Source organism: Corynebacterium sp. HMSC078H07, from assembly GCF_001812805.1.
In the GTDB taxonomy this organism is placed as follows: Bacteria; Actinomycetota; Actinomycetes; order Mycobacteriales; family Mycobacteriaceae; genus Corynebacterium.
The window spans coordinates 26,142-44,492 of sequence record NZ_KV810497.1; the positions used below are offsets into that span (position 1 = coordinate 26,142).

Here is an 18,351-nt window from a genome sequence, read left to right on the forward strand (position 1 = left end):
AGTGCCAGAAAGGACCGCAACCATGAATCTTCCCCTCATTGACGCCTCCAAGGGCGCAGAGATTCCTACCCTCAACGCCTCGGAGATCCCGCATGCAGTGCGCCACGGCGCCATCCACGGCGCGCTGAGCACGCTGAATATGGGCGAGGCCATGATTCTCATCGCCCCACATGACCCGCTTCCGCTACTCAAGGAAGTGGAGAACCGCGCGGAGCGCTTCGCCCTCGAGTACCTCAAGAAGGAGCCAGAGGAGGTCCACATAAAGTTCACGCGCACCGCGTAAAGTAATGGAGCATGCGCCGACTCATCATCCCCTTCCTTGTCGCTGTGCTCACCCTCACCGGCTGCGCCGGGGATGCGGAGAATGAGCCGCTGAGCATTTTCGCTGCCTCTTCGACGCGCGTTATCAACGAGAATCTCACCGCGCGTTCCGACATCGACATGGCCTTCAACAACGGCGGCTCCTCCGGGTTGGTGCAGCAGCTTCACGACGGCGCCCCGGCCGACCTCCTCATCACCGCCTCAGCGGCGACAATGCAGACAGCTGTCGATCGCGGCGAGGTTAAGGAACCGGTGGTGCTGGCCACCAATGAGATGACCCTCGTGGTTCCGAAGGACAATCCGGCGGGCATTAAATCCATCAGCGACCTGGATGAATCAACGCGCCTTGTCCTTTGCGACGCACAGGTGCCCTGCGGCGAGCTATCCCAGAAAATTCTCGAGTCTAAAGGCCTACACGTCAACCCGCTTTCCTTGGAATCCCAGGTGGCAGACGTACTTGGCAAGGTCGCGTCTGGGCAAGCCGATGCGGGATTGGTGTACTCCACCGATGCTGCCTCCAGCGACGATGTCGAAGCCATTGATATTGACGGCGCTGCTTCTTTTCCCAATGAGATTCTCGGCGCGGTAGTCACGAATTCCCACCGCGCTGAGGACGCACAGGCAGTGTTGGACCTCCTCGAGGATGACTTTGATGCCGAGTGGCGAAAGTACGGCTTCACGCCCGCCGACTAGGTGAGTATGTCTCTTACTCTGCGCGAACGACGCCCTCAGGTGCCATGGGCGGTCATAGCCGTGGGCGTGATTGCCGCCGTCTATATCCTTGCGCCCATCGTGGCACTGGGACTCCGTGTGCCGTGGGGCCATCTGGCAAGCACGTTTAGTGCACCGGCTACCCAAGATCTTCTGCGCATCACGCTCAGTTCTGCCGGGCTCGCCACCATTGCCGCTACCGTTCTCGGTACATGCCTGGCACTCTGGCTACAGAAGCTGCAGCGCCTTTCGGCCGTGGTGCGCCTCGTGGTGTACCTGCCCTTTGCCCTCCCACCGGTAGTAGGCGGCTTGGCGCTCACTGCCTTACTGGGTCGGCGCGGCGTGCTTGGACCTGTGCTTGACGCTGCCGGAATCAGCGTGGCCTTTAGCTTTGTGGGCGTGGTGGTGGCCCACATCTTTGTCACCTTGCCCTTCGTGGTGGTGGCCGTGGATTCCGCGCTGCGGCAGCTCGACAGCGAAGTCATCGCCAGCGCTCGCGGAGTAGGAATGCGCCCGGGCGAGATTCTGCGCCACATCACTCTTCCCGCCATTGCACCGGCAGTGCTCACGGGTGCGGCTCTTGCATGTGCACGTTCCTTGGGAGAATTCGGAACGACCATTACCTTCGCCGGCTCCATGCCCGGGGTGACCCGCACGTTATCCAGTGGCATTTACTTAGCACGCGAGGTCAGCGCCGACAACGCCTATGCGCTCTCCGCGCTGCTTATCGCGCTGGCGGTTATTCTTCTGGTGGTCGCAGGGCTTCCTTTTCTTCTGCGACAGCGCCCTGCGCCATCGGCACGCACGCTTGGTGCAATGGATGTTGAGCAGCTGCGCAGGCTCACATCGCCCGTAGGGGAAGCTCAGGACGTTCACTTTCGCGTGGGCCATACTGTGGCCACGTTCCGCGGCGGCCTCATAACCGCCGTCATCGGCCCCAACGGCGCAGGAAAGACCACTCTCCTGCGCTTCCTCGCCGGGCGCCTACTAGGCGCGGAGGTCTCCGCTGAACAAGTCGTCATGCTCACACAAAACCCCGGCCTTCCTCCCACAGCATCCGTGCGCCAGGCGCTCACCATGGTCACCAGAGATGAAGCCCGCGCCGAAACCCTCCTACGGCACGCCGGGCTGGATAGCTTAGGTCACGTGCGCGACCTTTCTGGCGGGCAAGCCGCCCAGGTTGCATTGCTACGTGCGCTGGCAGCCAGACCAGAAGTCCTCGTGCTGGATGAACCTTTCGCCGCCATGGACGTGGAATCCGCCGCGCGCTGGCGTCACCTTCTCTCCATTGCCGCTCCCGACCGCACGACCATCCTGGTCACCCATAGTCACTACGATGTCAGCATGCTTGCCTCGGATGTCCTCGTCATGGAGGGCGGCGATATCGCCGCACGGGGCCCTGTCACTGAGCTACTTGCACAACCACCAAACCGCTTCGTTGCGGAACTGGCCGGCCTCAATCTGCTCGAGGGCAGCGTCCACGACGGCAGGTTTAACTGCGAAGGGGTCACGTTTCCTGCACAAGGATTAGCAGATGGCCCTGCCTGGGCAGCCTTCCCCCGCACGGCGCTCTCAGCGGCTGCAGATGGCGAGCTTTCCCTGCAGGTTGTCGCCGCCCTGGGTAGCGGAGAAGTCCTCGCTACTTTAGGGCACCAACGCGTACGCCTCGCCGACCTGGCCGAGGACTTCGCGCCGGGCACGCTGCTTCGCTGCACGCTCGATCCACACGCTGTTCGTGTGTACACCCGTATTTAATAGGCCGCATTAGCGCACGTAGTGAGCTTTCTCGCACGGTAATGGCACGCAAGAATGTAGAAAATAAGAGGGTTAGTTGTAGGATCCTGCTAGGACTTAGCAAAGGAGCCACCTGCCGATGTCTACGCACACCCCTCGTTCTTCCACGGAGCTTTTCCCTGAATCACTTCGCCTCTCACCCAAGCAGCGCGAGGTGCTCACAGCACTCCAGGATTTCCCTCAGGGTGCAAAAGCCGCCGATGTTGCAGAGGTCATGGGCATGCACGTCAACACTGCGCGCGGGCACCTCGATGAGCTCGTTAACGCCGGTGCCGTACGGGTAATCACTGCACCAGCCCAGGGCCGCGGGCGCCCCTCCCTCATTTTCCAGGTGCGGATCCCAGATAACCGTTCGGTCGCGGAAGAATACGTCTCCCTCATTGGCGTCCTCGCTGAGATGTTGGCGGATAAGGATCAGCTCGATGACTTTGCCTCTGAGCAGGCACGAGAGATCGGCCGCAAGTGGGCACAAACCACGGCGGGCAAGGGACTCAACAGCGCTGATGCCTTAGCACCGCTTTATCGCACCATGCGTGACATGGGCTTTGACCCGGTGACCTCCATCGACACCTTCAACCAGACGGGTGAGACGGATCTGGAACTGCACGCGTGTCCCTTCGTCACGGCAGGCGTGCACCCCTCACCCTTCGTGTGCGCCATCCATGATGGCTACCTGGAGCAGGCGGCTGCCGAAGCCGGTGGGCGCCTCAGCCTTAAGCTCATCCCTCAGTCCGGCAACGGAGTCTGCCGCGTCAACGTGAAAAACGCGTCCTAATTTAGCCGCGCTCGACGGTCACAGGTCCAGCGACCTCCAGCTCAAGAACACGCAAGCCCTGCTCGCGCGCCTCTTCCAAGATGGATTCCTCGATGGGCTCGGTATGGAGCACCATGACGGTGGGGCCAGCACCGGAAAGGTAGGCCGCGTAACCGCGATTGCGCAGGCGGTTGACCCACTCAGCGGTCACCGGCAAGACATCAGCGCGATAAGGCTGGTGTAGACGGTCGCGAGTGCCCTCCCACAGCAGGTCCGGATAAGCGGTCAGCGCCGCAACGTTGACTGCTGTTCGGGAGACGTTGAAGGCGGCATCGCCATGCGTGACATGGGAAGGAAGCACGCGGCGCACGGCCTGCGTCGACGCATGAAAATCCGGAACCAATGCGGTGGCCTTGATGGACTCGTGGACATCGAGAGTCGCAGCACGGTATTCGGGCAAAGAGCGCCCGTCGACGGGCACAGTGGTCCACGAGACCACGGCGTTGCCGAGGACGGAGGCCGCAGCATTATCCGGGTGACCTTCGAAGGCCGAGGACAGCTGCACCACCTGCTCGTCCGACAGCGGCAAGCCAGCCAGGCCGTTACCCGCAGCGACGCCAGCTACGGCGGCAGAAGCAGAAGAACCCAGGCCGCGGGACTGCGGGATGTTGTTGTTGCACACCACGCGCAGGCCAGAAACCTCGGCATCAGCCGCCTTGAGGGCCGAGCGAATCGCCTTCACCACAAGGTGGGAGTCATCGCGCGGCAGCTCGTCGGCGCCTTCGCCGAAGATCTCCACCTCCAGGCCGGAACGAATGACCTCGACCTCCACGGTGTCATAAAGGCTCAGCGCAATACCTAGGGTGTCGTAGCCCGGGCCCAAGTTGGCAGAGGAGGCCGGTACTTTAACGGTGACCTTGGTGCCCACTTCGATATCGATGCTCATGGCAAACTCCTAGACGCCTAGGCGGATAACGGAGTGAACGGCCTTGACCTCGTCGAGCTCGCTGAGCGCAGTGACGATATCCTCCAGCACGGCTTCCTTCGCCGCGTGGGTGACCACGATAAGGCGAGCGGTCTCCTCACCATCTTCCTGGCGCACGGTGCGCAGGGAAACACCATGGCGGGCAAAGACACCAGAGATGACTGACAGCACGCCGGTGCGGTCATCCACCTCCATGTCCACGTGGTAGCGGGTCTCCACCTCACCGAACTCAGCGATGGGCAGGTTGGCGTAGGTGTTCTCCCCCGGTGCGCGGCCGCCGTGAACAATGTTGCGGGCAGCGCCCACGACGTCACCGAGGACCGCCGAAGCAGTCGGGTTACCACCGGCACCGTTACCGTAGAACATAAGAGAACCTGCAGCTTCCGACTCGACAAAAATGGCGTTGTAGGACTGGCTGACGGAAGCCAGCGGGTGATCCTTCGGCACGAGGGTCGGGTGCACGCGGGCGTTGACGGACTCCGCACCGCTCTCCTCGTCCACGAGGCGCTCACAAATGGCGAGCAGCTTGATGGAGTAGCCCGCCTGGTTTGCGGCCTTGATGTCCTCAGCGGTGATCTTGGAAATGCCCTCGCAGTAGACATCGTCAAAGGTCAAGCGGGTATAGAAGCCCAGGGAGGCGAGGATGGCAGCCTTGGAAGCGGCATCGTGTCCCTCGACGTCCGCGGTGGGGTCAGCCTCCGCGTATCCCAGACGGGTAGCCTCCGCCAGTGCGTCCTCATAGGAGGCGCCGGTGGACTCCATGGCGTCAAGGATGAAGTTGGTGGTGCCGTTGACGATGCCAGAGATGCGCTGAATCTGATCACCGGCGAGGGAGCGGCGCAGGGCGCCGACAACCGGAATGGCAGCGGCCACGGCGGCCTCAAAGTAGAGGTCCACGCCGGCGCGGTCGGCAGCCTCAGCCAGCTCATCAGCATGTGCGGCCACCAGGGCCTTATTTGCAGTGACCACGGACTTGCCGGCATTGAGGGCGGCGAGGACGAGCTCGCGTGGGAAGTCGATGCCACCGATAACCTCGACGACGAGATCAATGTCCTCGCGGAGGACGAGGGCCTTGGCGTCATCAGTCAGCAGGTCCTGGGGCACGCCCGGGCGCAGCTTGTTCTTGTTGTGGACGGCCACGCCGCGGATCTCCACGGGGCCGCCAATACGATGGGCAAAAGCGTTGGCGTTTTCCTGCACGAGGCGGAAAACCTCGGCGCCTACGGTGCCGAATCCAAGCAGGGCGATTCCTACGGGCTCGCCCTCGGGCTTAGCGGTGCGGTTCGTCGTCGTCATGGTGTCCCTTTGCGAAGTTACGTGTGGTTCTTACGTGACAGCCCATCACTATACAGAACGAGCTGTCTATTTCCACGCAGGCGCTGGAAAGTGCCCCCGCGACCGGCGCCATCCCCTTGAATGAAATGGTGCCGCAGTGCTAATCGACGTCCAGCGCCAGCAAGTCATCGATGGTCTCTCGCCGCAGCATGAGGCGGTGTTGCCCGTCGCGCACGGACACGACTGCTGGACGCAGCGCACCGTTGTAGCGAGACGCCATCATGTATTGGTAGGCGCCTGTGGTGGCGAAGGCGAGGATGTCTCCCGTCGTAATGTCGGAGGGGAATCGGCGCTCGTCGACGAGAATATCGCCCGACTCGCAGTGGAAACCCACGATGCGGGAATCCACCGGCTCGCCCTGCGTGCGGCGGTTGACCACGCGCACGTCATAGTCCGAGCCATAGAGTGCTGGGCGGATATTGTCCGACATGCCGCCATCGACCGACAGGTAGCGGCGCATCGGCAAATCTGCCTTGCCGGTTTCGACATCCTTGACGGTGCCGACGCGGTAGAGCGTCACGGCGGAAGCACCCACCAGTGAGCGGCCGGGCTCCACAAGGACGAAGGGCGGCGTGATGCCGAGCTCGGTCGCGGTGCACTCGACGGCTTCCAAGAGGTCCTTGGCCAAGGTGGCCACATCGAGGGCCTCCTCGTATTCCATATACGGAATGCCAAAGCCGCCGCCCAGATCCAGCTCCTCGAGCGCTACGCCGAGCTCAGAGTGGATACGCTTGTACAAGCTGAGCACGCGCTCGGCGGCCAGCTTGAAGCCATCCGCATTGAAAACCGAAGAGCCAACGTGACAGTGCAGGCCAGCCAGTTTGAGGTTGGCGGATTCGAGCACCTTGCTGGCAGCCGTGAAGGCAGCGCCGGTGGAGAGCGAAATGCCGAACTTTTGGTCCTCGTGAGCGGTAGCGATGAACTCGTGAGTGTGGGCGTCCACACCAGGTTTGACGCGGATCATCACCGGCTGCACACGCCCTGCCGCCGCAGCAATGCCGTTGAGTCGGGAGAGCTCCTCTTCGTTATCGAGGACGACGTGGCCGATGCCGTTCTCGACGCACAGCTCAAGGTATTCATCTTCCTTGTTGTTGCCGTGCGCAGTCATTCGCTCCGGCGGAAAGCCTGCGGCCAGCGCGAGCTTGGCCTCATTGAGCGAGGCCACGTCAAGGCACAGGCCTTCCTCATCAACCCAGCGCACAATGCGCTTGGTGATGAAGGCCTTGGAGGCGTAGTGCACATGGTCGGGCCCACCGAAAGCTTTGGCCATGTCGCGGCAGCGCGAGCGGAAATCCTGTTCATCGAAGACGTAGAGCGGGGTGCCGTATTCTTCCGCCAACTCGGTGAGCTTGACGCCGGCGATGGACACGACGCCATCGGAGCCGCGCGAAGCATTGCGCGGCCACACGTGAGAGGGAAGAGAATTGAAATCCGCCATTCTTACATCTTCTCCGGCGCGCTCACGCCCACCATGGTCAAGGCATTGGCCATGACCTGGCGGGTAGCGCTGGCCAGTGCCAAGCGAGCGAGGTGGATAGGCTCCGTCTCCTCGTCTGCCTTCGGCAGGACTTGGCACTGGTCATAGAAGCGGTGGAAGACGGCCGCTAGGTCCTCGGCGTAGCGCGCAATGCGGTGCGGCTCGCGCAGAGTCGCTGCGGTGGCCACGACCTCGGGGAACTCGCCCAAGGTGCGGATGAGGTCGCCTTCCTTGTCGTGGGTCAGCAGGTCGAGGGAGGCGCTGCCAAGCGCCGCAGTATCCAGACCCAGATCCGCTGCCTTCCGCAGGATGGAGCAGATGCGGGCATGGCCATACTGGACGTAGTACACCGGGTTATCCGCGGACTGGGAGGCCCATAGGCCCAAGTCGATGTCCAGGGTGGAGTCGACGGAAGAACGCACGAGCGAGTAGCGCGCGCCGTCCACACCGATGGCCTCGACGAGGTCATCGAGGGTAATGACAGTACCGGCACGCTTGGACATCTTGACGGCCTTACCGTCGCGCAGCAGGTTCACCATCTGGCCGATGAGCACCTCCACGGACTCCGGGTCATAGCCCAGCGCCTGGGCAGAAGCACGCAGGCGGGCGATGTAGCCGTGGTGGTCCGCGCCCAACATGTAGATAGCCAGGTCGTGGCCGCGGTCGAACTTGTCCGCAACGTAGGCGATATCACCGGCGATGTAGGCGGCATCGCCGTCAGACTTGATGACCACGCGATCCTTATCATCGCCGTACTCGGTGGACTTCAGCCACCACGCGCCTTCGGACTCGTACAGGTTGCCGTTGTCCTTGAGCGTCTGGATAGCCTTGTCCACAGCGCCGGACTCGAACAGAGAGTTCTCATGGAAGTAGACGTCGAAATCAACGCCGAACTCGTGGAGGGAGTCCTTAATGTGGGCGAACATCATTTCCACGCCGTCGGCACGGAAATTCTCCTGCACTTCGGCATCGCTGCCTTCGAGGGCTGCCGGGTTCGTCTTGAGCACGCCCTGGGCAATGTCCTTGATGTAATCGCCGCCGTAGCCATCCTCCGGAGTCGGCTCGCCCTTCGCGGCAGCGACTAGGGAGCGGGCAAAACGGTCGATCTGGCCGCCGTGATCATTGAAGTAATACTCGCGGGTCACGTCCGCGCCAGAGGCCTCGAGCACGCGGCCGAGCGAATCGCCCACTGCTGCCCAGCGAGTACCGCCGAGGTGGATGGGACCAGTCGGGTTCGCGGAGACGAACTCTAGGTTGATCTTCTTGCCCGCATACGTGTCGTTACGGCCAAACTCCGCGCCGGCAGCGAGCACCTGGGAGACAATCGCTCCCTGAGCCGCTGCAGCAAGGCGGATATTAAGGAAACCTGGGCCGGCGATGGAGGCCTCATCAATGGCGTCGTTGCCTGCGAGGGCGTCGGCAAGCCACTGCGCCAACTCACGCGGCTGGGTGCCCGCCTTCTTGGCCACCTGGAGGGCCAGGTTAGTAGCGTAATCACCGTGTTCCGGGTTACGCGGGCGCTCGACGGTCACAGTCTCTGGCAGGACGGATGCGTCCAGCTCATGTTCGGTGAGGACGGCCGCAGCGGTCTCTTTGATCAGGGCGGAAAGATCTTCAGGATTCATAGGGCCAAAGTCTATCGTCCTTGCCGCTGGGAGGCACTATCAGGTCTCTCGCGCACCTGGGAAGCCCAAGCGTTAGGAAGCTCACTCACCCCCATCAGGTGAACAATGCGGCACATCTGGGTGTGAGGTTCTACGCTAAACACGCTAACTGTATCGTTCCATCGCCTCGCACCTCCTCCTTCATACAGGTCACTGCCTCTCAGTGGGGCAGGCAGTACCCGGAGGAGGTACGAGAAACACTGTGAATTGAGCTTTATGTCAACCTTCAACATCACCACCGATGCCATTGCTGGCAGCGTGGGAGCCACCGCAGCGGTCTCTACCCTGCCGCTGATCGCGTTCTTCATCATGCTGCTGGGCCTGAAAGCCCGCGCTCACACCTCGGGTGCAGTCGCACTTCTCGTGGCGCTTCTCATCGCCATCTTCGGCATCGGCATGCCAGCCGATATGGCACTGTCCTCCGCGCTGCGCGGCGGCCTCTTCGGCCTCTTCCCCATCGTTTGGGTCATCATCACCGCCATTTGGTTCTACGAGGTCACCGTGTCCTCCGGCCGTTTTGAGGATCTGCGCAAGACCTTTGACTTGCTGGGTGATGGCGATATTCGTATCCAGGCCATCCTCATTGCGTTCTGTTTCGGCGGCCTGCTGGAGGCCCTCGCTGGCTTTGGTGCACCGGTGGCTATTACCGCCACGATGATCTTGGCTTTGGGTGTGAAGCCGTTGAAGGCTGCCACCACCGTGTTGATTGCGAACACCGCACCGGTGGCCTTCGGTGCCGTGGGTATCCCGGTCACCACCGCCGGTTCCGTCGGTGGCCGAACCGCCGAGCAGACCGCGGACATCGCCAGCCTCATCTCCTTGCAGGTGCTGCTCATCGCGGCGGTCGTGCCCTTCTTCATCCTGTTCATCCTCGACGGCATGCGTGGCGTCAAGGAGGCCGGCCCCGCCGCAGCGGTCATTGGTGTGTCTTTCGCCATCGCGCAGTGGGCGGCCGCCACGTTCTTTGCGTACCAGCTCACCAACGTCGTGGCCTGCATTGTCTCCCTAGGCGCGGGCTTCCTCTTCCTGCGCGTGTGGAAACCCAAGGGCGTGGACAGCCTGCGTGAGCGTATGGAGCTGCCCGCTCAGGAGGAGGTCTCTGACCTCAACGGCCGCCGCATCTGGATGGCGCTGCTGCCCTACGCCGTGGTGACCGCCGTCTTCGCCGTGGCCACTGCATGGCCGGCCATCTTCGGTTTCATCCAGCTCAACATCGCCTGGCCGCTTCTCGACGGCACCATTATCGACGCCGACGGAAACGCCATGGACACCGCCTTTAAGTTCAACGTGCTGGGCAACCCGGGCACTCTGCTACTCATCTCCGGCATCATCGTAGCCATCATCTACATGGCTTTCAACGAAAACGGCCGCTACACGCTGGAAGCCTCCGCGCCGCTGACGAAGTTCGGCGAAGTTATCAACCGCATGAAGTTCTCCGCGCTGACTATCATCCTGGTTCTGGCGCTGGCCTACACCATGAACTACTCCGGTCAGACCATTTCCATTGGCCAGTTTGTGGCCTCCGTTGGCGGCATCTTCGCGCTCTTCTCCCCGGTTCTGGGATGGATTGGTACCGCCGTGACGGGTTCCGATACCTCCGCCAACGCGCTCTTTGCCAACCTGCAGGTCACCGCCGCCGACCGCATCGGCGTCAACCCGGACCTCATGCTGGCAGCGAACACCTCCGGTGGCGTTGTGGGCAAGATGATTTCCCCACAGTCCCTGGCCATTGCCGCTACCGCAGTGAAGATGGAAGGCGAGGAATCCCGCATCTTCAAGGCCGTCGTGGGCTACTCCGTAGCCTTCCTTGCCGTCGTCTGCATCATCGTCTTCCTCATGACCAACGTTCTAGGCTTCCTGGTTCCGTAGAACCGCGCCCTCGTTCCGTAGAAATTGGTCGGCGCATCGCGCACCCCTTAGAACGTATGCCCCCGGATTCGGGCGCACCCGCTCCTCCAGCCGCTGAGTAGTACTTACTGCTCGGCGGCTGATGTGTCAGCATCTATGCACGTAAGAAATTCACAACATTAATGTTGCGATAAAGTGCCAGGTAGTGGGAATTTTTCGTGTCGAGAAAACTGATTTTCCACGGTAGGATTCTGCCTATACCTGTAGGCACATGTTCTGCGCACCCCTGTCTGCTACATGCAGGTTTTCTCCATGAAGACGGCAGAGGGCGTGCGGGGCAGATAAGGAGCGCAACACTAATGCGAATAGCATTGTTTTCCACCTGTATCGGTGACTCTCTGTTCCCCGATGCGCACAAGGCCACGGCCCTCGTCCTGTCCCGTCTGGGCTATGACGTGGTCTTCCCTGAAGAGCAGACCTGCTGCGGTCAGATGCACATCAACACCGGTTATCAGAAGGAAACCCTAGGCATGATCCGCTCCTACGCGGACGCCTTCGCTGATCCGTCCATCGATTACGTGGTTTCCGCCTCCGGCTCCTGTGTGGGTGCAGTGCGCGAGCAGCACACGATGATTGCTCAACGCTTTGGTACCGCCGCTGATGTCGATGGCGCTAAGAAGACCACGGAAAAGACCCTGGACCTGCCAGAGTTCCTCGTGGACGTCGCCGGCGTGACCAACGTGGGAGCATTCTTCCCGCACCGCGTGACCTACCACCCTTCCTGCCACGGCCTGCGCTTCCTCAAGCTTGGTGACCGCCCCTACCAGCTACTGCAGGAGGTTGAGGGAATCGACTTGGTGGAGCTTCCTAGCAAGGAAGAATGCTGCGGCTTCGGCGGCACGTTCGCCCTCAAGAACGCCGAGGTCTCTGCGGCCATGGTCGGTGACAAGACCCGCCACGTCCGCGAAACTGATGCAGAGTTCGTCACCGGTGGTGACTCTTCCTGCCTCATGAACATCGGTGGTGCACTGTCCCGTCAGCGAGCTGGTGTGCGCGCCATTCACCTGGCTGAGATCCTCGCCTCCACCAAGGAACACCCGTGGACCCCGGAGTCTGCGGCCTACTCTAAGGAGAAGATGCTCTAATGACTTCCTTCCTCGACACCACCCCGCCACGCGCGCCTGAAGGCTACGGCAACCTGCGCGGTTCCAAGGCCTTTGTGCCGCTGGCACACGTGGGCCTCAACAACGCAACCCAGCGCCGCAACCTGCACCACGCCACCACCTCCATTCGCAACAAGCGCCAGGGCGCTGTCGATGAAACACCGGACTGGGAGCAGCTGCGTGACGCTGGTTCCGCCCTCAAGGAGGACGTCGGCGCCCGCATGAGCGAGCTCCTCCTCCAGTTTGAGGAGCAGGTGACCAAGCGCGGCGGCATCGTGCACTGGGCCCGTGACGCCAAGGAAGCCAACGAGATCATCGAGGGCCTCATTCGGGAGACCGGCGAGACCGACGTGGTCAAGGTCAAGTCCATGGCTACCCAGGAAATCGCGCTCAACGAGCATCTCGAAGAAGCCGGCATCCACGCTCGCGAAACCGACCTGGCTGAGCTCATTGTCCAGCTGGGCGAGGACAAGCCGTCCCACATTCTGGTCCCGGCCATCCACCGCAACCGTGCGGAAATCCGTGACATCTTCGTCAACAAGATGCCGAATACCGATGACTCCCTCAAGGCCGAGCCGGCTGAGCTTGCCGAGGCATCCCGCCAATTCCTGCGCGAGCAATTCATGAAGGCCAAGGTCGCCATTTCCGGCGCTAACTTCGGTGTGGCCGAGACCGGCACCATCAACATTGTGGAGTCTGAGGGCAATGGCCGCATGTGCCTGACCCTGCCGGAGACCCTCATTACCGTCATGGGTATTGAGAAGCTCGTCCCGACCTTCCAGGATCTTGAAGTCTTCCTGCAGCTGCTGCCGCGCTCCTCCACCGCTGAGCGCATGAACCCGTACACCTCGATGTGGTCCGGCGTGACCGAAGGTGACGGCCCGCAGAACTTCCACCTGGTTCTCCTGGACAACGGCCGCACAGCTGCCCTGTCTTCTCCGGTGGGCAGCCAAGCGCTCAAGTGCATCCGCTGCTCCGCGTGCCTCAACGTCTGCCCGGTGTACGAGCGCGCCGGTGGCCACGCCTACGGCTCCGTCTACCCGGGCCCGATTGGTATCTCCCTAACGCCGCAGTTGACGGGCATGAAGGACCACAATGATCCGTCGGCAAGCTTGCCCTATGCCTGCTCGCTGTGTGGCCGTTGCGACGAGGTCTGCCCGGTACGCATCCCGCTCTCCCAGGTCATTCTGGAGAACCGCCACCAGAAGGTCACCAACGCTACCCCGCCGATTGAGGAGAAGATCTTCAAGGTTCCTCAGCTGCTGTGGAGCAACCCGAAGGTATGGAACCAGGTCACCCACATGGTGGCCTTGGGCCGCGTCCTCGGTGGTTTCAATGGCGTCATCGACAAGCTGCCGTTGTTCATGTCCGGTTGGTCCGACGTACGCGATACCGCCGTTCCGCCGAAGAAGTCCTTCCGTCAGTGGTTCAACTCTGACGAAGCCCAAGAACTCCTCGCCCAAGCCAAGAAGGAGGGCATCAAGTGACCATCAAGCACAGCGCCGCCAAGGAAGAGATTCTGAAGCGCATCTCCTCCGCCCAGAAACAGGCCGGATTGCCAGACCACGTCGAGGTTCCGCGTGAGTACCAGCATGAGGGCACGCTGAACGCCGATGAGCTGCGCGACATGCTCGTCGACCGCCTCGAGGACTACAAGGCTGACGTCCACGTCACCGATGAGGCTGGGCTGAATTCCACCATCCTGGACATCCTGAAGGACCGTGGCTGCTCCACCGTCACCTACGCACCCGGTATCGATACCGGCCTGCTCAACGGTTTCGAGGGCACCACTAACCCGGATGACAATGCTAAGGATCCGCGCGAGTTGAACGACGTTGACGCGGTGCTCACCGAGTCCCACGTCACCTCGGCACAGACCGGCACCATCGTCTTGGAGTCCAACGAGCTCTGTGGCCGCCGTGCCCTGACTCTGGTTCCGGACCGCCACATCTGCATCGTGCGCGCCGACCAGATCGTGTACGGCATCCCGGAGGTTGTCTCCCGCATGAACCCGGAGCGCCCAGCCACCTGGATTTCCGGCCCGTCTGCGACGTCCGATATTGAGCTCACCCGTGTCGAGGGTGTCCACGGTCCGCGCGATCTCATTGTGGTGATTGTTAAGTAGTGAGGTAAACGGGGGTAGCCACTCCCCCTCCTCCATGCTGACTTAGCTGTCACGCATCACCCATGGCGCATAGGATAAGGCGAGTACCTACTCACCATTTTAGGAGCCTTGTTCTATGCGCCTTTCTCGCGTTCTGGGCTCGGTTCTAGGCCCGGTAGCTCTGGCTGCCGGCCTAGTTGCCGTACCCGCCGTTGCCCACGCTGACCAGCCTGCCATCACATGGGGAGAGTGCCCAGAGGGGGTTGACCACGAGCGTGCCGAATGCGGTCATGTGACCGTACCGACCTACTACGATGCCCCGGACAAGGGCACCATTGAGGTTGGTTTTATCCGCCTGAAGGCAACCGGTGAACGAAAAGGCAGCCTGTTCACCAACCCGGGTGGTCCGAACGGTGACGCTTATGGCTGGGTCAACAACGCCGCATGGCCGAAAGAAGTAGAGCAGGAGTTCGACATCATCGGCGTGCAGCCGCGAGGCCTGCGCGAGTCCGCACCCGTCAACTGCACGGCAAGCAACCCTGGTGATAGCCCAATCGTTGCGCTAACGCAGATCGGTGCCATTACCCGCCAAGACTGTGAAAAGAACACCCCTGGCTACACCGATTCCATCACCACCGAAAACACCGCCCGTGACTGGGAAGTCGTGCGCCAGGCACTCGGCGAGGAGCGCATCAACATCGCTGGCCTGTCCTACGGCACCTTCCTGGGCTCGACCTACGCCACCTTGTTCCCGCAGCACACCGACAAGATGGTGCTCGATTCCGGTATGAATCCGAACATGGCCTGGAACGGAATCTTCGCCTCCCAGCAGGCGGGCTACGAAAACGCCCTGGAAGACTTCTTTACCTACATGGCTAAGAATGACGCCACCTACCACGCTGGTAAAACCCCGCTGAAGGCATACGAGCGCTGGTCCCAGGTAGTCGCTGCCGAGGCCGGCGTACGCCCCACCGTTCTCCCACCGGATGCACAGATTGGTGACCTCCCACCGGGCCTTGAGTTCGCTGGCCAGCCCGGCGCAAACATTATGACCGCGACCGGCCAGCTGCGCGTGCAGGCAGAGCACCTGGTGGGCAAGGCTCGCAACCCGCAGGCCCTTCAGGTGACCTCTCCTACGCTGAACACCACCCGTGAGCTGCTGCCCCGCCCAGAGGCATGGGAGACCCTGGCTAAGCACGTTGCAGGCATTGAGCCCATCAACTTCGAGGAAGCAGCTAAGGAAGGTCCGCAGGACCCGAAGCAGGCTCAGCAGGCGGTTTTGAATGCAACGAGCATGCAGAACATCATCATGTGCAATGAGAACACTGCTCCGTCGGATCCGACCAAGATCCCGGCCTTCCTGTGGTCGAACTACTTCACCTTGGACCCGTTCACCCTGTTCAACTCCCTGTATTCCTCCGGCTCTGGCTGTGGCGGCCGCGCCCCCATTACCAAGCCGGTAGCAGTCAACGGTGCAAACCTGCAGACCAAGCCACTGCAGATCCAGTCCACCGGTGACCCGCAGACGCCGTACGCTCACTTCCGTGGACTGTCGGACCCGATGCAGTCCCGCGTGGTTACCGTCCATGGTCCGGGCCACGGCCACTTCGCTGTGGGCAACAAGGCTGTTGACAACATTGTGGTTAACTACCTGCGCACCGGCGAAGTCAACACCGCCGATGCCCCGGGCTTCTTCGACCAGCCTAAGGCCGAGCAGCCTCAGAACCAGTAGGCCTTTCCACCAGCGTGTGAGGTTGCACATAGCCTCACACGCAGAGGTCGAAACTAAGAAAAGCACTGCTCAAGGCGCATAAACTAGAACTGTAGCCAGACCGGCAAGGAGTTCTATTATGCGCCTTTCTCACGTTTTCGGCTCAGCTCGCGCGGTGACAGCCACGCTTGCCGCCGCACTGCTCGCCTGTGTGGGGCTCATGGTCAGCTCACCAGCCATTGCCGCACCACCCACCGTTGCTGGCCCTTCACCAACCCCAGCGCCCGCAGGAATCCCAGCCATCGATTGGGTACCATGCCCCGCAGACGTCGATGCACCTGGCGCCGAGTGCGGTCACATCACCGTGCCTACTTTCTACGATGCCCCCCGAGCGCGGCAGCATCCAGGTCGGATTCGTGCGCCGTCTTGCCACCGCGCAGTCCCGCGGCACGATATTCATCAACCCTGGTGGCCCCGGCGGTGATGCCCTGACAGCTGTCTCTAGTTTTCTCTGGCCCGAGGAACTCACCGCGCACTACGACATAGTGGGCGTCCAGCCCCGAGGCTTACGCTTTTCCACGCCTCTTGACTGTGACAGCTCCGTTGTCGAAGACGCCGAGGGCACGGCTCAGTTCACGCGTTTTGGCCAGCTGATGCGCGATGCCTGCGAGCAGTCCTACCCTGGCTATGCCAATTCCCTGACCACGGCAAACGTCGCCCGTGATTGGGAGCAAGTCCGCGCAGCCTTGGGCACGGAGACGATCATTGCCTCCGGCGTCTCCTACGGCACCGTGGTGGCCTCCACCTACGCTACGCTCTTTCCGGAGCACACCGACCGCGTCATCCTCGATTCTGGTTACACCCCGTCTGCCCCGTTGAACCGTCAGGCCGCTAGCCAGCAACGCGGCACCACCCAGGCTCTTGCTGACTTCTTCGGCTACATCGTAGCGAATGACGCCACCTACCACCTGGGCACAACTGCCCTGCAGGTCTATGGTCGCTGGGCAGACAAGGTTGCCGCCGAATCCGGTGTGCGCCCCACTGCGCATCCACCCGCTGCTAGCACCGAAGACCTGCCTGCTCCCCTTGCCTTTACCGGCCAGCGTGGTGCGGAGGTCATGGCCGCGACGAACCCACTTCGGGTCCAACTGGAGAACCTCTTCGACCAGCTCCGCAACCTCGGTGCCAGCCAATCCGACTCCCCTACGCTGCACATCACCGCAGCAGTCTTGCCTTACCCCACGTCGTGGGAAAAAGCAGCCCGCCACATCGCCGGGATTGAGACGATAGACCTCGGTAATGCTCAGCCCACAGACTCCCTCCCCACGGACGCTTCCGCCCGCGCGCAAGGCTTTACCACCAACCTTGTGCTGTGCAATGAGACAGACTCGCCTCACGAATTCGGTTATGGCGCGGCGTTCCTATGGTCCGCATTCATCACCAAAGACCCGTTCACGGTGCAGAACAACCAGTTCCGTTCCGGACAGTTCTGCAGCGGGCGCGAACCTATAACGACGCCTGTGCTTCTCGACGGCTCCCGCCTAACCACCCCGCCCCTTCAGCTACAAGCCACCGGCGATCCCTTAACGCCGTATAGCGATTTCCGTGGCATGGCGGATGCCATGCGCTCCCACGTCGTCACCGTGAATGGCCCTGGCCACGGCCAGTTCGCCACCGGCAACGGTGCCGTCGATGACATCGTCATGGAGTACCTGCGCACCGGCCACATCAACACCACCGACGCCCCCGGCTACTTCGAGCAGTAAGCACTTCACCACATCACCACACCAGCCGCACCCTTCAAGGGACACTTACTGCGCGAGCCAATTTCTAGGCGCTCGCCCCTATGCGCTAGAATCGCATCGTTGGCATTTCGCCAGCGATGCCCTTGTAGCTCAGCGGATTAGAGCATCGGTTTCCGGTACCGAAGGTCGCAGGTTCGATCCCTGTCAGGGGCACTGCCAGGGGCACTCTGCCAGGAGTGCATTGTCATGCTTTTATCGCATAAAACCAGTGCCTCCCATATTCGTCACACCCCTCGCACTACATCAGGATGGTTCCAGTCATAAGGCACTACTCACAAGGTTCCCTTGAGGGCAAACGAACCTTCCTCCCCTCCTCATATGGTTCGTTTGGGTCCAAACAAACCTTTTGAGGAGAACCATCCTCGCTAACGCCCTTTTCGCCTAAGCCGCACGCGCAAGGCGCACCTGAATGTCCGCAACAACTACCTCTGGGTTCTTGGCCGAGGCGATAAAAGAGGAGGCTCCTTGCTCGATACGCACGGTGGGCCCGGAAACGATATAGGCCGATGAACCATCGACCACGCGTGGCCCCGCGCCTTCTATCAGTCCTGTCTCCGGACCGACGCTGACACCGGTGATGTCCTTGAGGGAAATCGTCTTTGAAAACAAGCCCAAGACGGAAGCCGTCACGCCGTCGTCGCTCACGATGATCTTCACCCGCATCACAATGCAGGCCAAC

Annotated in this window: 14 protein-coding genes, 1 tRNA gene and 1 pseudogene; 11 read left to right on the forward strand and 5 right to left on the reverse strand. The window is 61.6% G+C overall.

All coding sequences use genetic code 11. The features are described 5' to 3' along the window. Positions 1–22 precede the first annotated feature (22 nt). From HMPREF2875_RS09460 to HMPREF2875_RS09475, 4 genes are all read left to right on the forward strand, one after another. Positions 23–283 carry a DUF2249 domain-containing protein gene (locus HMPREF2875_RS09460; RefSeq protein ID WP_070672520.1) on the forward strand — a complete coding sequence of 87 codons (261 nt, stop codon included), beginning with the start codon at positions 23–25 and terminating at the stop codon, positions 281–283. A gap of 11 nt (positions 284–294) precedes the next feature. Then, positions 295–1,014 carry a molybdate ABC transporter substrate-binding protein gene (gene modA / locus HMPREF2875_RS09465; RefSeq protein ID WP_070672523.1) on the forward strand — a complete coding sequence of 240 codons (720 nt, stop codon included), beginning with the start codon at positions 295–297 and terminating at the stop codon, positions 1,012–1,014. Between the two features lie 6 nt (positions 1,015–1,020). Next, positions 1,021–2,787, forward strand: coding sequence for an ATP-binding cassette domain-containing protein (locus HMPREF2875_RS09470; RefSeq protein ID WP_070672526.1), 1,767 nt, complete (start codon positions 1,021–1,023; stop codon positions 2,785–2,787). A gap of 118 nt (positions 2,788–2,905) precedes the next feature. Next, positions 2,906–3,601, forward strand: coding sequence for a helix-turn-helix transcriptional regulator (locus HMPREF2875_RS09475; RefSeq protein ID WP_070672528.1), 696 nt, complete (start codon positions 2,906–2,908; stop codon positions 3,599–3,601). Position 3,602: 1 nt separating this feature from the next. Here the strand turns inward: HMPREF2875_RS09475 and thrB are convergent, their stop codons facing one another. The 4 genes from thrB to argS form a co-directional block, all read right to left on the reverse strand. After that, positions 3,603–4,526 (reverse strand): homoserine kinase, encoded by a 924-nt coding sequence (gene thrB, locus HMPREF2875_RS09480; RefSeq protein WP_070672531.1) that lies wholly within the window; start codon positions 4,524–4,526, stop codon positions 3,603–3,605. A gap of 9 nt (positions 4,527–4,535) precedes the next feature. Further along, positions 4,536–5,861, reverse strand: a complete 1,326-nt coding sequence (locus tag HMPREF2875_RS09485) for a homoserine dehydrogenase (protein ID WP_070672534.1) — start codon at positions 5,859–5,861, stop codon at positions 4,536–4,538. A 139-nt stretch (positions 5,862–6,000) separates the two neighbouring features. After that, on the reverse strand, positions 6,001–7,338 hold the full coding sequence (gene lysA, locus HMPREF2875_RS09490; protein WP_070672537.1) for a diaminopimelate decarboxylase: 1,338 nt from the start codon (positions 7,336–7,338) through the stop codon (positions 6,001–6,003). A gap of 2 nt (positions 7,339–7,340) precedes the next feature. Next, positions 7,341–9,002 (reverse strand): arginine--tRNA ligase, encoded by a 1,662-nt coding sequence (gene argS / locus HMPREF2875_RS09495; RefSeq protein WP_070672541.1) that lies wholly within the window; start codon positions 9,000–9,002, stop codon positions 7,341–7,343. Positions 9,003–9,257: 255 nt separating this feature from the next. Between argS and HMPREF2875_RS09500 the strand changes: the two genes are divergently transcribed. From HMPREF2875_RS09500 to HMPREF2875_RS09530, 7 genes are all read left to right on the forward strand, one after another. After that, positions 9,258–10,910, forward strand: coding sequence for an L-lactate permease (locus HMPREF2875_RS09500; RefSeq protein ID WP_070672544.1), 1,653 nt, complete (start codon positions 9,258–9,260; stop codon positions 10,908–10,910). Positions 10,911–11,248: 338 nt separating this feature from the next. Continuing rightward, on the forward strand, positions 11,249–12,034 hold the full coding sequence (locus HMPREF2875_RS09505) for a (Fe-S)-binding protein (protein WP_070672547.1): 786 nt from the start codon (positions 11,249–11,251) through the stop codon (positions 12,032–12,034). Further along, positions 12,034–13,539, forward strand: a complete 1,506-nt coding sequence (locus HMPREF2875_RS09510; protein ID WP_070672550.1) for a LutB/LldF family L-lactate oxidation iron-sulfur protein — start codon at positions 12,034–12,036, stop codon at positions 13,537–13,539. The genes HMPREF2875_RS09505 and HMPREF2875_RS09510 overlap by 1 nt, the downstream gene beginning before the upstream one ends. Further along, positions 13,536–14,177, forward strand: a complete 642-nt coding sequence (locus tag HMPREF2875_RS09515; protein ID WP_246817081.1) for a LutC/YkgG family protein — start codon at positions 13,536–13,538, stop codon at positions 14,175–14,177. Before HMPREF2875_RS09510 ends, HMPREF2875_RS09515 begins: the two co-directional genes overlap by 4 nt. Before the next feature lie 115 nt (positions 14,178–14,292). Next, on the forward strand, positions 14,293–15,888 hold the full coding sequence (locus tag HMPREF2875_RS09520; RefSeq protein WP_070672553.1) for an alpha/beta fold hydrolase: 1,596 nt from the start codon (positions 14,293–14,295) through the stop codon (positions 15,886–15,888). A 359-nt stretch (positions 15,889–16,247) separates the two neighbouring features. Then, positions 16,248–17,633, forward strand: a complete 1,386-nt coding sequence (locus HMPREF2875_RS09525; protein WP_168165575.1) for an alpha/beta hydrolase — start codon at positions 16,248–16,250, stop codon at positions 17,631–17,633. 118 nt (positions 17,634–17,751) lie between these two features. Further along, positions 17,752–17,825: transfer RNA gene (locus HMPREF2875_RS09530), tRNA-Arg, on the forward strand. A 228-nt stretch (positions 17,826–18,053) separates the two neighbouring features. Here HMPREF2875_RS09530 and HMPREF2875_RS09535 read toward each other — a convergent pair. Continuing rightward, positions 18,054–18,351 (reverse strand): annotated as a pseudogene (locus HMPREF2875_RS09535) (hypothetical protein); the annotation flags it as partial.